The sequence below is a fragment of the Streptomyces sp. NPDC044984 genome (genome assembly GCF_040646935.1).
Lineage (GTDB): Bacteria > Actinomycetota > Actinomycetes > Streptomycetales > Streptomycetaceae > Streptomyces.
The window spans coordinates 1-12,934 of record NZ_JBEZBE010000011.1 but is presented as its reverse complement, the minus strand read 5'-3'; the positions used below and the strand labels follow the sequence as shown (position 1 = coordinate 12,934).

Genomic DNA, 12,934 nt, shown 5'->3' with positions numbered 1-12,934 from the left:
ATCGTCGATGACGTGACCTTGAACCCCCGCTTGACCGCGGCCCTGTGCGTGGCGCTGTCGCTGTGCGCGCTGCTCGCGGTCCCCGGCAACTTCCCCGGCCTCGGCGGGGACGCGCGCCTCACCCTCGCCGTGTTCGCGCTGGCGACCTGCGCGTGGGTCGGTACGCCGATCGACGACACGTACATCGCGCTGGGCGCCGGACTCGCGCTGACGGTGACCGGGGTGATCAGCAGCGACACCCTGTTCGGCACCCTGGGCGACTCGACGGTGTGGCTGCTGATCTGCGCGTTCGTGCTGGCGGCGGCGGTCGCCCGGACGGGGCTCGCGGGGCGGGCGGCGGCCTTCCTGGTCGGCGGGGCGCGCACGGTGCGGCAGTTGACGCACCTGACGACGGCCGCGCTGGTCGTCACGGCGTTCGCGGTGCCGGCCACGTCCGGCCGGGCGGCGCTCGCCCTGCCGGTGTTCCTCGCCCTGGCCAAGGCGCTCGCCGACCGGAAACGGCTGGTCGTGATGCTGGCGCTGCTGTTCCCGACCGTGATCCTCCTGTCGGCGGTGGCGACCCTGATCGGTGCGGGAGCGCATCTGATCACCGTGTCGGTGCTGTGGGAGGCCGCCGGGGAACGGGTCGGTTTCACCGAGTGGCTGCTGCTCGGGCTGCCGCTGGCCGTGGCCTCCTCCCACCTCGCCGCCGAGGCGGTCCTGTTGACCACCACCCGGCGCGCGGACCGCAGGGGCGGCGTGCACATCACCGCCGAGGAGATCCAGCGGCACAGCGACCGCCCGGTCACCGGCCCCTGGACCCAGGCCGAGAAGCGCTGCGCCCTGCTGCTGGCCACGGTCGTCGCCCTGTGGTGCAGCGAGCCGCTGCACCGGGTGTCCCCCGCGGTGGTCGCGCTGATCGGCGCGGTCGTCGCCGCCTCGCCGGCGCTGGGCACCGTACGGCTGAAGGACGCGCTGAAGACGGTGCCCTGGTCGCTGCTGCTGTTCATGGCGGCGACGATGGCGATGGGCGTGGCGCTCGCCGAGTCGGGCGCGGCGAAGTGGCTGGTCGGCGGGATGCCGTCGGGGATCACCCCGGTGATGTTCCTGGCGGTCGTCGTCGCGGTCAGCACGGCCGCCCATCTGATACTCCAGTCCCGCTCCGCCCGTTCCTCCGTGCTGGTCCCGCTGGTGGTCGCGGCCGCCGTCGGCGCCGGGGTGAACCCGGTCGCCGCGGCGCTCGCCTCCACCGCCGCCGCGGGCTTCTGCCACACGCTCCCGGCCTCCGCGAAACCGGTCACGCTCTTCGCGGACATCCCCGGCACCCCCACCTACACCCCGCGCGACCTGCTGCGGCTGTCCGCCGTGCTGGCCCCGCTCACCGCCGCCCTGGTCCTGCTGTTCGCCGTCGCGGTGTGGCCGCTGCTCGGCGTCCCCGTGACCCGTTAAGGAGTTCCCCTCATGCTGAACCGTGTCGTCGTAGCCCCCAGCGGCTTCAAGGAGTCGCTGTCCGCCCAGGCCGCCGCCGACGCCATCGCGGCGGGCGTCCGCCGGGTGCTGCCGGACGCCGAGATCGACCGGATCCCGCTGGTGGACGGCGGTGAGGGCACCGCCTCGGCGCTGGCCTCGGCGACCGGCGGCCGGCTGGTCGCGCTGGCCGCCACCGGCCCGGTCGGCGAACCGGTCGGCACCCACTTCGCGCTGCTCGGCTCCGGGGACACGGCGGTGGTGGAGATGGCGGCGGTCGCCGGCCTCTCCCTCGTCCCCCGCACCCGGCGCGACCCGGGCGCCACCACCACGTACGGCGTCGGGGAACTGATCCGCGCCGCCCTCGACCAGGGCGTGCGGCGGATCCTGGTGGGCTGCGGCGACTCGGGCACCTCCGACGGCGGCGCGGGCGCGCTCCAGGCGCTCGGCGCCCGGCTGCTGGACGCAGACGGACTTGAACTGGAGCCCGGCGGGAGCGAGTTGACGCGCCTGGCCCGCATCGACCCGGCCGGCCTCGATCCCCGCCTCGCCGACGTGGAACTCCTCGTCGCCTGCAACCCCTTCAACGTGCTGTGCGGGGAGCGGGGCGTGGCCCGGGTGTTCGGCCCGCAGAAGGGGGCGACCCCGGAGCAGGTCGAGGAGCTGTCGGCGGCGCTGGAGAACTGGGCGCGGGTGCTGACCCGCGATCTCGCCGTCACCGGCGCCGATCTGCGCCTCGGCCGCGGTACGGGCGCCTCCGGCGGACTGGGCGCCGGGCTCGCCGCCCTGGGCGGGTCCCTCCTGCCCCGCTTCCAGGTCCTGCTGGACCACCTCGACCTGGACGCCCGGCTGGCCCGCGCCGATCTGGTCGTCACCGCGGAGGGCGCCCTGGACCACCAGACGCCGCGCGGCAAGGTCCCGGCGGAGGTGGCGCGCCGCGCCAAGCTGTCCGGGAGGCCGGTGCTGGCGCTGGCGGGGACGCTCGGGGAGGGGGCGGGGGAGGTGCCGGGCGTGGACGCCTGCCACGGCATCCTGCCCGCGCCGATGGCCCTGGCGGAGGCGCTGGTCCGGGGCGCGGAGCTGCTCACCGACGCGACGGAGCGCGCGCTGCGCATGATCGTGCTGGGCACGCGGCTGCCGGTGCCCGCCCATTAGTTTCTCGCCCCCGCCGCCCCTTCCCGAACCTGGGGCTCCGCCCCGGACCCCGCTCCTCAAACGCCGGAGGGGCTAGCTTTCAGCCCCTCGGGCGGAGGTGTCCGGGACGCAGCGGCCGTCCACCGTCCGGTAGTTCCAGCGAGCGCCGTCCCGCACCAGCTCCCGCACCGCCCGCACGAACCGCTCCACGTGCTCGTCCGGCGTACCCGCGCCGAAGCTCACCCGGATCGCGTTGAGCGCCTTCTCCCCGGGCTCCGCCTCGGGGGCGCCGCACTCGCCCTGGTCCCCCGCGTCGCCGCCGAGCAGCGTGCGCACCAGCGGGTGCGCGCAGAACAGCCCGTCCCGTACGCCGATGCCGTACTCGGCGGAGAGCGCGGCGGCGAAGTGGGAGCTGTTCCAGCCCTCGACGACGAAGGAGAGCACACCGACGCGCGGGGCGTCGTCCCCGAACAGGGACAGGAAGCGCACCTCGGGCACGTCCGCGAGTCCTTCGCGCACCGCGCCGATCAGCTCCTCCTCGCGGGCGACCAGCGCGTCGAACCCGGCCTCGGTGAGCGCCGTGCAGGCGGAGGCGATGGCGTACGCGCCGATGACGTTGGGCGACCCGGCCTCGTGCCGGGCGGCGCCGTCGTGCCACTCCACGTCCACTCCCCCGTCCGCGCGCCGGGTGACCTTGCGGCTGGCGCCGCCGCCCGCGAGGTACGGCTCGGCCTCCCGGAGCCAGTCGGCGCGGCCGGCCAGCACGCCGGAGCCGAAGGGGGCGTACAGCTTGTGCCCGGAGAAGGCGACCCAGTCGACGTCCAGGTCACGGACGCTCACCGGGTGGTGCGGGGCGAGCTGGGCGGCGTCCAGGACGATCCGGGCACCGTGCGCGTGCGCGGCGGCGGCCAGTTCCCGTACGGGCCACAGCTCGCCGGTGACGTTGGAGGCGCCGGTGACGCAGACCAGGGCGGGGCCGTGGGGGTCACGGTCGGCGAGGGCCCGCTCCAGGGTCTCGACCGCCTGCCGCGGGCTGCGCGGAGCGTCCAGGCAGGTGACGCGCGCACCGCGCCAGGGCAGCAGGGAGGCGTGGTGCTCGGTCTCGAAGACGAAGACCTCGCAGCCGTCGGGGAGCGCGGTGGCGAGCAGGTTGAGGGAGTCGGTGGTGGAGCGGGTGAACACCACCTGGTCCCCGGTACGGCAGCCGAGGAACCCGGCGACGGTCCGGCGGGCGTTCTCGAACAGGTCGGTGGAGAGCTGGGAGAGGTATCCGGCGCCCCGGTGGACGCTGCCGTAGTACGGCGCGTACGCGGCCACGTCGTCCCACACCCGCTGGAGGGCGGGGGCGCTGGCGGCGTAGTCGAGGGCGGCGTAGGTGACCTCGCCGCCGGTGACGAGGGGGACGGTGACGTCCCGGCCGAGGACGGGCAGGGGGGCGCGGACGGACGGGTCGGCGGCGGTGGGGACGGACATGACACAACTCCCGGTGAGGCAGGCGGAATCCCCGCGCGAGCGTGCGTCGCTCGAGCGCGGAGGAAAGGAAAGGGGACGTGCGGAGGCGGGGCTCGGCAGCCCTAGCGCATTCGCTTGCTCACGGAAGACTCCTCGACGACCAGGACCCCTGGTGTGCGAGGGGTCCGCGCTTGCCGTGGGCCTTGCTGCTCACGGCCTGGTCTTCACCCGGGGCACCCCGCCACGGACGGAGGGTTGCCGGACAGCCGGCCGGGGCCTGATGGCTGTCACTCATGACCTGGACAGGAAAGTACGTGAAGTGATCGACGTCCCGCAACCCGTGTCCGGATCGCGGGACGTCCCACCGCCCGGCGGCTACGCGTTGCTGACGGCCACCCAGCGCTCCAGGACCCGCTTGGCGGCCCCCGAGTCGATCGCCTCGGCCGCCTTCGCCATACCGGCGCGGATCTGCTCCGTCAGGGTGCCGCCGCCCGGCTCCAGGGCCACCAGCGCCGCCGCCGAGTTCAGCAGCACCGCGTCCCGCACGGGGCCCGGTTCGCCGTCGAGGAGCCGGCGGGCGACCTCGGCGTTGTAGGAGGCGTCGGCGCCGCGGAGGGCCTCCACGGGCACCAGGTCGATGCCCACGTCGCGCGGGTCGAAGGTCTCCTCGTCGACCTTGCCGTCGCGGACCACCCACACCCTGGAGGTGGCGGTGGTGGTCAGCTCGTCGAGTCCGTCGTCGCCGCGGAACACCAGCGTGGAGTTGCCGCGCTCGGCGAGGACCCCGGCCATGATGGGCGCCATCCGGAGGTCGGCGACGCCGACCGCCTGCGCCTTGACCCGCGCCGGATTGGCCAGCGGGCCGAGGAAGTTGAACACCGTGCGGATGCCGAGCTGGCCGCGCGCGGCGGCCACGTGGCGCAGCGCCGGGTGGAACTTCACCGCGAAGCAGAAGGTGATCCCGGCCTCCTCGGCGACCTCGGCGACCCGTCGCGGGGTCAGCTCCAGGTTGACGCCGAGCTTCTCCAGGACGTCGGAGGCGCCGGACGCGGAGGAGGCGGCCCGGTTGCCGTGCTTGACGACCTTCGCGCCGGTGCCGGCCACGACGATCGAGGACATCGTGGAGATGTTCACCGTCTTGGCGCCGTCCCCGCCGGTGCCGACGATGTCGACGGTCTCGCCCGGCACCTCGATCACGTTGGCGTGGTCGTACAGCGCCCGCACGCAGCCGGTGATCTCCTCGACGGTCTCGCCCTTGGCCCGCAGGGACACCGCGAAGCCGGCGATCTGCGCGTCGGTCGCCTCGCCGCGCATGATCAGGTCCATCGCCCAGGCGGTGTCGTCGGCGGACAGGTTCCGTCCGTCCAGCAGTCCGTTCAGCAGGGCGGGCCAGGAGCGGCCCGCCGCGGTGTCGCCTCCAGCGGGGGTCACAGCGCTCATGGCCGCTCCTGATGGTCGTAGAAGGATCGCGGGGACCAGAGGGGCCCCGGGCTCCACCCTATCGAGGTCCGTGGACGGCGAAGGGCCCCCGTCCGCAGAACGGACGGGGGCCCTTCGCCGTCGTGTGGCGACTGGGGTGAGGTGCCGGAGGCGATCAGTGGTGGCCGTGGCCGCTCGTGATCTCCTTGTACTCCTCGACGGTCGGCTTCGGGATCTGGGCGTCCTCGCCGTAGTAGCCCTTGCTCAGCTTGGCGCGCAGCTTCTCGGTCGCCTTCACCTTGCGCCGGACACCGTTCTCGTCGACCTCGGGGCCGATCTCGTGCGGCTTGTACTGCTCGTGCGCGGTGAGGGTGTACATCTGCTCCTGGCTGAGCGGCTCGTGCACCTCGATGAACTCACCGTGCGGCAGGCGCTTGATGATGCCCGACTCGCGGCCGTGCAGCACCTTGTCCTTGTCCCGGCGCTGCAGGCCGAGGCAGATCCGCTTGGTGACGACGAACGCGATGACCGGTCCCACGAAGAAGCCGATGCGGACGAACCAGGTGACCGCGTTGATCGAGAGGTGGAAGTGGGTGGCGAAGATGTCGTTGCCACCGCCGATCAGCATGATCATGTACGCCGTGACCCAGGCGACGCCGAAGGCCGTACGGGTCGGGGCGTTGCGCGGCCGGTCCAGGATGTGGTGCTCGCGCTTGTCCCCGGTGATCCAGGACTCGATGAACGGGTAGAGCGCGATGATCGCCAGGAAGAGGCCGAAGATCACCAGCGGGATGAAGACGCCCAGGACCAGGGTGTGGCCCCAGAAGTTGATCTCCCAGCCGGGCATCGCGCGGACCAGGCCCTCGGCGAAGCCCATGTACCAGTCGGGCTGGGCGCCCGTGGAGACCATGTCCGGACGGTACGGGCCCAGGGCCCAGATCGGGTTGATGGACGCGATGCCGGCGATCAGCGCGGTGAAGCCGAAGACCAGGAAGAAGAAGCCTCCCGCCTTGGCCATGTAGACCGGCAGCAGCGGCATGCCCACGACGTTCTTGTTGGTCCGTCCGGCACCCGCGAACTGCGTGTGCTTGTGGTAGAAGACCAGGATCAGGTGGGCGACCACCAGGCCGAGCATGATGCCCGGCAGCAGCAGGATGTGGATCGAGTAGAACCGCGCGACGAAGTCGGTGCCGGGGAACTCCCCGCCGAACAGGAACATCGAGATGTACGTGCCGACGATCGGCACGGACAGGATCGCGCCCTGGGTGAAGCGGACACCGGTTCCGGAGAGCAGGTCGTCCGGCAGCGAGTAACCGGTGAAACCGGTGAACATGCCGAGGACGAACAGCAGGAAGCCGAACAGCCAGTTGATCTCACGCGGCTTGCGGAACGCGCCGGTGAAGAAGACGCGCATCATGTGCACGAACATGCCGGCCAGGAAGATGACCGCGGCCCAGTGGTGGATCTGCCGGATCAGCAGACCGCCACGGACGTCGAAGCTGATGTCCAGCGTCGACTTGTAGGCCTCGCTCATCAGCTGTCCCTGCAGCGGGACGTAGGAGCCGTGGTACTCCACCTCGTTCATCGACGGGTGGAAGAACAGCGTCAGGTACACACCCGTGAGGATGATGATGAGGAAGCTGTAGAGGCAGATCTCGCCCAGCATGAAGGACCAGTGGTCCGGGAAGATCTTGCGCATGTTGGCCTTGGCCAGGGAGTAGATCCCCAGCCGGCCGTCGGCCCAGTCGGCGACGCGCTCGCCGGCCGGCGCCTTCCCGCGCGAGCGGGACTCGGGGGTCGTCGTGGTACTCATCCGCGCTCCCAGAAGGCAGGACCGACGGGCTCGTCGAAGTCGCCGAGCGCTTCGAGGTAGCCCTCGTCATTCACGCCGATGCGCAGCTGCGGCAGCGGGTGACCTGCGGGGCCGAAGATGACCTTGGCTCCGTCGGAAAGGTCGAAGGTGGACTGGTGGCAGGGGCACAGCGCGTGGTGCGTCTGCTGCTCGTACAGGGAGATCGGGCAACCGACGTGGGTGCAGATCTTCGAGTACGCGAGGATGCCCTCGTGCGACCACTCGAGGGACCGCTTGTCCTTGATGTCGTCCGGCTGGATGCGGACCAGCATCAGGGCGGCCTTGGCGATCTCGTTCTGGAAGCCGTGGTCGTGCTCCTCCAGGCCCTCGGGCTTGGCGAAGGTCAGCGAGCCCACGATGAGGTCGGACGGCCGCAGCGGCTCGTTCGTGTTCATGTTGACGAGCAGCTTGCCCTTGCCCCACAGGGTGTGGCGCAGCTTGCCCTCGGGCAGCGGGCCGAGCTCGCGCAGCAGCACGACGCCGGAGAGCGGGAACAGGGCGAGGGCGCCGAACATCGTGTTGCGGATCAGCTTGCGCCGGCCGAGCACCGACTCCTTGGCGCCCTGGCGGAAGTCGTCCATGACCTTCGCCTTGACCTCCGGCGAGGCCTCGATCGGGTGCCGGTCGTCGGTCAGCTCCTCGTCGGACATCAGGGTGCGGGCCCAGTGGACCGCGCCCGCGCCGATGGCGAACAGCGAGATGCCGAGCGTCACGCCGAGCGCGAGGTTCAGAGCACTGATGTGGCCCAGCGGGAAGATGTAGACGATCTTCTCGACCGGGATCGCCACGAACGAGGCGATGAAGCCGACGGTGGCCAGCATCGACAGCGTGAACAGCAGGGCGACCGTGCGCTCGGACCGCTTGGCGGCCCGCTCGTCGATGTCCTGGATCCGGTGCTCGTGGGGCGGCAGGCCCGGGTCGGCGAACGGGTTCTTCTCGTCCGCGACCTTCACCGCGCCGTGGGTGGTGTCCTGCGCTGCGGGCAGGTTCTCTTCGGGGATGTCTTGGCTACTCATGACTTCTTGGCCTTTGCGGTCCGAGCGGCGACCCACACAGCGACGACGATCAGTCCGCCGAGACCGAAGATCCAGCCGAACAGGCCCTCGCTGACCGGGCCCAGCCCGCCCAGCTCCATGCCGCCCGGGCTCTCGGAGTCGTCGCTGTTGACCTCGCCCAGGTACGCGATGATGTCCTTCTTGTTCTGCTCCGTCAGCGTGCTGTCCGGGAAGGAGGGCATGTTCTGCGGGCCGGTGAGCATGGCCTCGTAGATGTGCTTGGGAGCGACGTCCTCCAGGCTGGGGGCGTACTTGCCGTGCGTGAGCGCACCGCCCTTGCCGGTGAAGTTGTGGCACTGCGCGCAGTTGTTGCGGAACAGTTCGCCGCCCTTGGCGATGTCGGCGCCCTCGGGGCCGTACTGCTCGGCGGTGGGGATGGCCGGGCCGGCGCCCAGGGAGGCGATGTACGCCGCCAGCTGGTCGATCTCGGCCTGGGTGTAGACGGCCGGCTTGTCCGGGATCTGTGCGGCCTGCGAGGTGGCGGCCGGCATACGGCCGGTGCTCACCTGGAAGTCCACGGCCGCGGCGCCCACGCCCACCAGGGTCGGGCCGTCGGTGGTGCCCTGACCGCCGGTGCCGTGGCAGCTGGCACAGCCGACCGCGTAGAGCTTCTTGCCCTCCTCGATGGTGAGGGACTGGGCGGTTTCGTCGGCCTGCGCCTTGTCCGCGGGTGCGAACACGGCGTAGAGCCCCCCGGTGCATGCCAGCGCGAGGAGGAGGACGACGAGCGCCGCCAGCGGATGGCGTCGTCGTGCGGAGAGCTTTTTCACGGATTACCCCGGTGTCAGGATCTTCTGCGTCGATGCTTCTGGTTGGTGCGCCCTCGAGGAGCGCGCGCGGATGTGGGCCCGGCTACTTGATCATGTAGATCGTGGCGAAGAGGCCGATCCAGACGACATCGACGAAGTGCCAGTAGTAGGACACGACGATGGCCGCGGTCGCCTGCTCGTGGGTGAACCTCTTGGCCGCGTAGGTCCGGCCCAGGACCAGCAGGAAGGCGATGAGACCGCCCGTCACGTGCAGGCCGTGGAAGCCGGTGGTCAGGTAGAAGGCCGAGCCGTACGCGTCGGAGGAGAGAGACAGGCCGTAGTGCTTGACCAGCTCGGTGTACTCGAGGACCTGACCGCCGATGAAGATCGCGCCCATGATGAAGGTGACGATGAACCACATCCGGAGCTTCTTCACGTCACCGCGCTCGGCGGCGAAGACGCCGAGCTGGCAGGTGAGGGAGGAAAGCACCAGGATCGTGGTGTTCACCGCCGAGAACGGGAAGTTCAGGTGGTCGGCCTTCTCCGACCAGAAGTCGGGTCCGGTCACCGATCGCAGGGTGAAGTACATCGCGAAGAGGGCCGCGAAGAACATCAGCTCGGAACTCAGCCAGATGATGGTTCCGACGCTGGTGAGGTTCGGTCGGTTGACCGACGGGTGCGCGTGCCCGGTATCTACTGTCGTTGCTGTCGCCACGCCGACATTATGTCGGTCGCTTATCCCGCCCTCACTCCCGGGGGTGCCGTTCGGTGTGTTCGGCCCTCCTGGACTGCCCGGATGGCCCACCCGGGCCCGTGGCGGAGCCGTCTCGAAGGCGTGTCCGAACCAGTGTTGACAAGCGGTCCGAAGGGGTAGCATCCGCGCCATCGGTACCCGAAGTTCCCGACAGAGCCGTGCCCTCTCTCTTACGCGTGGAGGAACAATGCAGGCGACCGCCACGGTGCTGGTCTACAGCGACGACGCCAACACCCGGGAGCAGGTGCGGCTCGCCACCGGGCGGCGGCCGGCGCCGGACGTGCCCGTCGTGGAGTTCGTGGAGTGCGCGACCCCGGCGGCCGTGCTGGCGGAGCTCGACCGGGGCGGCATCGACGTGTGCGTGCTGGACGGTGAGGCCGTGCCGATGGGGGGCATGGGGATGTGCCGGCAGCTCAAGGACGAGGTGTTCGACTGCCCGCCGGTGCTGCTGCTGATCGGGCGGCCGCAGGACGCGTGGCTGGCGACGTGGAGCCGCGCCGAGTCCGCGGTCACCTTGCCGGTGGAGCCGGTGGAGTTCGCCTCGGCGCTGGCTTCGCTGCTGCGGCAGAAGTACTTGCAGAGCGTCTGAGGGACGGACCCGTCCGTGGTCGGGCGGCCCCGGGCCGGTGGGGCTGTTCGCGCCCACGCGGCGGAGCCGCCGGTCGACACGGCCCCACCGGCCCTTTCGGGGCGCTACACGGCCGTCGGTCGCAGGCGTGCCGTTTCCTGGGTGTTCGGGGCCTCGCCGGGGGTCAGGGCGCTGCCCGCCTGCCAGGTGGTCCAGTCCAGGTTCCAGTCGCCGTAGCCGTTGCCGAAGGGTTCCATCGTGTCCCCGGCCGAGTTCTCGACCTTGACGACGTCGCCCTCACGGACGGTGTCGAAGAACCACTCCGCGTCGCCGGTGCTCATGCCGACGCAGCCGTGGCTGACGTTGTCGTAACCCTGGGAGCCGACGGACCAGGGTGCGGCGTGCACGTACTCGCCGCTCCAGGTCACCCGGGTGGCGAAGTGGACGTCCAGGTCGTACGACTCCGCCGAACCCTCGGCGATGCCGACGGTGGTGCTGCGCATACGTACGAGGCGTTCCTTGGCGAGCACGACCTTGACGCCGTTGCGGGTCTCGAAGCCGGGCTTGCCGGTGGTGACGGGGATCTGCCTGATCTCCTCGTCGTTCTTGTAGACCGTCAGCCGGTGCGCGGCGGCGTCGGTGACGGCTATCACCCGGTCACCGGTGCGGATCGTCAAGGGATCGGACCTGCCGCCCCGCAGCCGGTCGTTGATCCTGATGCCCTCCAGGGTGCTGCGCACGCTGACGGTGGCGTGGGCGGGCCAGTAGTCCTGGGGGCGGTAGTGCAGCTTCTTGTCGTCCACCCAGTGCCAGGCGCCGGACACGGCGGGGGTGGACTCGACCCTCAGGCCGCGCTCCACGACGGCCCGCTGGGCCCGGTCCTTGACGGGTGCGTTCAGCTCGGCGGTGAGGGGCTGGCCGACGCCGTACGTGCCCGCCCCGGGGCCGAAGGCGACGGCCAGGCGCTTGGCGGTGGGGGGCTTGGCGGTGGTGAAGGCGAGGACCTTGCGGCCGGGCGCCCCGTCCTCGTCCTCGGTGCTCACCCGGACCGTGTACCGGGCGCCCGCGGCCAGCGGGGAGGTGCTGTGCCAGCGGCTGCCGTCGGCGGCCAGCTCGCCCGCCACACGGCGTCCCGAGGCGTCCACGACGGTGACGTCCGTGATGCGCCCGCCGGGGTCCTCGGCGACGACCTCCAGGGGCTTGTCGGGGTCGGCCTTCCCGCCCGTCTCCACGGATCCGCTGAAGGAGATCCGGCCCGCCGCGTCGTAGGGCTCGGCGGACAGCGGGTCGCCGTCGGCGGAACAGCCCGCGACGCCCGCGACGCCCGCGACGAGGGCGGTCACCAGCAGCGTGCGGCCGGCGACGCGGCTCCGCCCGGCGCCCGCGCCACGAGGGGGCTCTGTGCGTCTCATGGCCTCACGCTAGGAACCCGCACCGCCCTCGGCTCACTGGAAGACCCGAACGGGTGAGGCAAAGCCGAGGGGCCCGGACCCTCCTGATGGAGTGTCCGGGCCCCTCGGCGCCGTGGTCACTGGGTGCGGTTCTCACCGCGGTAGTACTCGAAGACCCAGCCCCAGATGCCGATCAGGAGCAGCGGTGCCGAGAAGTACATCAGCCACCAGCCGATCGCGACGCTCATGAAGGCCAGCGCGCCACCCACGGCGAGGGAGAGCGGCTGCCAGCTGTGCGGGCTGAAGAACCCGACCTCGCCGGCGTCGTCGGCGACGTCCGCCTCCTTGTTGTCCTGCGCGCCCACGTCGACCCGCCGGGCCGTGAAGCCCAGGTAGAAGCCGATCATGATGCTCAGGCCGAAGGCCAGGAAGAGGGCGGTGGTGCCGACCGGCTCCTTCGACCACACGCCGTAGACACCGGCCATGATGAGGAAGAAGACGCTCAGCCAGATGAACATCTTGCCCTGGATCTTCACTTGCCGGCCTCCTTGCTGCCGGAGAGGGCCTTCTCGCCGTGACCGGCGTTCTCGAGCTCGTCGAGTGCGGCGATCTCCGGGTGGTGCAGGTCGAACGCGGGGGATTCGCTGCGGATCCTCGGCAGGGTGAGGAAGTTGTGCCGCGGCGGCGGGCAGGAGGTCGCCCACTCCAGCGAGCGGCCGTAGCCCCACGGGTCGTCGACGCCGACCGGCTTGCCGTACTTGGCCGTCTTCCAGATGTTGTAGAAGAACGGCAGCATCGACATGCCCAGCAGGAACGAGGCGATCGTGGAGATCGTGTTCAGCGCGGTGAAGCCGTCGGCGGCCAGGTAGTCCGCGTACCGGCGCGGCATGCCCTCGACGCCCAGCCAGTGCTGGACCAGGAAGGTGCCGTGGAAGCCGACGAACAGCGTCCAGAAGGTGATCTTGCCGAGGCGCTCGTCGAGCAGCTTGCCGGTGAACTTCGGCCACCAGAAGTGGAACCCGGCGAACATCGCGAAGACGACCGTGCCGAAGACGACGTAGTGGAAGTGCGCCACCACGAAGTAGCTGTCCGAGACGTGGAAGTCCAGCGGCGG

The 12,934-nt window shown here is 71.0% G+C and carries 12 protein-coding genes and 1 riboswitch; of the genes, 3 read left to right on the top strand and 9 right to left on the bottom strand.

Annotation, left to right across the window (positions count from 1 at the left end):
* The first annotated feature begins 12 nt into the window (after window positions 1–12).
* A complete protein-coding gene (locus tag AB0A94_RS14135) occupies window positions 13–1,428 on the top strand; it encodes an SLC13 family permease (protein WP_361743772.1) in 1,416 nt (471 codons plus the stop codon).
* A 12-nt stretch (window positions 1,429–1,440) separates the two neighbouring features.
* The gene (locus tag AB0A94_RS14130) at window positions 1,441–2,601 is read left to right on the top strand and encodes a glycerate kinase (protein WP_361743769.1); all 1,161 of its coding nucleotides are present in this window, start codon (window positions 1,441–1,443) and stop codon (window positions 2,599–2,601) included.
* Window positions 2,602–2,673: 72 nt separating this feature from the next.
* Here AB0A94_RS14130 and AB0A94_RS14125 read toward each other — a convergent pair whose 3' ends face one another.
* The 6 genes from AB0A94_RS14125 to AB0A94_RS14100 all read right to left on the bottom strand — a co-directional run bounded on the left by AB0A94_RS14125 (window position 2,674) and on the right by AB0A94_RS14100 (window position 9,822).
* Window positions 2,674–4,053, bottom strand: a complete 1,380-nt coding sequence (locus AB0A94_RS14125; protein ID WP_361743766.1) for an aminotransferase class V-fold PLP-dependent enzyme — start codon at window positions 4,051–4,053, stop codon at window positions 2,674–2,676.
* Window positions 4,054–4,214: 161 nt separating this feature from the next.
* Window positions 4,215–4,331: riboswitch (SAM riboswitch) on the bottom strand.
* A gap of 76 nt (window positions 4,332–4,407) precedes the next feature.
* Entirely contained in the window at window positions 4,408–5,472 is a 1,065-nt protein-coding gene (gene trpD, locus AB0A94_RS14120) for an anthranilate phosphoribosyltransferase (protein WP_361743763.1), read from the bottom strand.
* Window positions 5,473–5,626: 154 nt separating this feature from the next.
* Window positions 5,627–7,264, bottom strand: coding sequence for a cytochrome bc complex cytochrome b subunit (locus AB0A94_RS14115; protein ID WP_361743760.1), 1,638 nt, complete (start codon window positions 7,262–7,264; stop codon window positions 5,627–5,629).
* Window positions 7,261–8,319: a Rieske 2Fe-2S domain-containing protein gene (locus AB0A94_RS14110; RefSeq protein WP_361743757.1), complete on the bottom strand. Its 1,059-nt coding sequence runs from the start codon at window positions 8,317–8,319 to the stop codon at window positions 7,261–7,263. Before AB0A94_RS14110 ends, AB0A94_RS14115 begins: the two co-directional genes overlap by 4 nt.
* Window positions 8,316–9,128 (bottom strand): c-type cytochrome, encoded by an 813-nt coding sequence (locus AB0A94_RS14105; RefSeq protein WP_361743754.1) that lies wholly within the window; start codon window positions 9,126–9,128, stop codon window positions 8,316–8,318. The genes AB0A94_RS14110 and AB0A94_RS14105 overlap by 4 nt, the downstream gene beginning before the upstream one ends.
* Window positions 9,129–9,210: 82 nt before the next feature.
* Window positions 9,211–9,822, bottom strand: a complete 612-nt coding sequence (locus AB0A94_RS14100) for a heme-copper oxidase subunit III (protein WP_361743751.1) — start codon at window positions 9,820–9,822, stop codon at window positions 9,211–9,213.
* Between the two features lie 226 nt (window positions 9,823–10,048).
* Here AB0A94_RS14100 and AB0A94_RS14095 point away from each other — a divergent pair, with 226 nt between their 5' ends.
* Window positions 10,049–10,450 carry a hypothetical protein gene (locus tag AB0A94_RS14095; protein WP_361743749.1) on the top strand — a complete coding sequence of 134 codons (402 nt, stop codon included), beginning with the start codon at window positions 10,049–10,051 and terminating at the stop codon, window positions 10,448–10,450.
* A 104-nt stretch (window positions 10,451–10,554) separates the two neighbouring features.
* Here AB0A94_RS14095 and AB0A94_RS14090 read toward each other — a convergent pair whose 3' ends face one another.
* The 3 genes from AB0A94_RS14090 to AB0A94_RS14080 all read right to left on the bottom strand — a co-directional run.
* Window positions 10,555–11,841: an Ig-like domain-containing protein gene (locus AB0A94_RS14090; RefSeq protein ID WP_361743746.1), complete on the bottom strand. Its 1,287-nt coding sequence runs from the start codon at window positions 11,839–11,841 to the stop codon at window positions 10,555–10,557.
* Window positions 11,842–11,957: 116 nt separating this feature from the next.
* Window positions 11,958–12,356 carry a cytochrome c oxidase subunit 4 gene (locus tag AB0A94_RS14085; protein WP_361743743.1) on the bottom strand — a complete coding sequence of 133 codons (399 nt, stop codon included), beginning with the start codon at window positions 12,354–12,356 and terminating at the stop codon, window positions 11,958–11,960.
* Window positions 12,353–12,934 (bottom strand): cbb3-type cytochrome c oxidase subunit I (locus AB0A94_RS14080; protein WP_361743740.1); only part of this gene is annotated, 582 nt, incomplete at its 5' end. The genes AB0A94_RS14085 and AB0A94_RS14080, both read right to left, overlap by 4 nt.

Bases quoted from the DNA above. Each gene is read 5' to 3' on its own strand.
- AB0A94_RS14125 (WP_361743766.1), bottom strand. From the start codon at position 4,053: ATGTCCGTCCCCACCGCCGCCGACCCGTCCGTCCGCGCCCCCCTGCCC.
- AB0A94_RS14110 (WP_361743757.1), bottom strand. From the start codon at position 8,319: ATGAGTAGCCAAGACATCCCCGAAGAGAACCTGCCCGCAGCGCAGGAC.
- AB0A94_RS14115 (WP_361743760.1), bottom strand. From the start codon at position 7,264: ATGAGTACCACGACGACCCCCGAGTCCCGCTCGCGCGGGAAGGCGCCG.
- trpD (WP_361743763.1), bottom strand. From the start codon at position 5,472: ATGAGCGCTGTGACCCCCGCTGGAGGCGACACCGCGGCGGGCCGCTCC.
- AB0A94_RS14130 (WP_361743769.1), top strand. From the start codon at position 1,441: ATGCTGAACCGTGTCGTCGTAGCCCCCAGCGGCTTCAAGGAGTCGCTG.
- AB0A94_RS14095 (WP_361743749.1), top strand. From the start codon at position 10,049: ATGCAGGCGACCGCCACGGTGCTGGTCTACAGCGACGACGCCAACACC.
- AB0A94_RS14090 (WP_361743746.1), bottom strand. From the start codon at position 11,841: ATGAGACGCACAGAGCCCCCTCGTGGCGCGGGCGCCGGGCGGAGCCGC.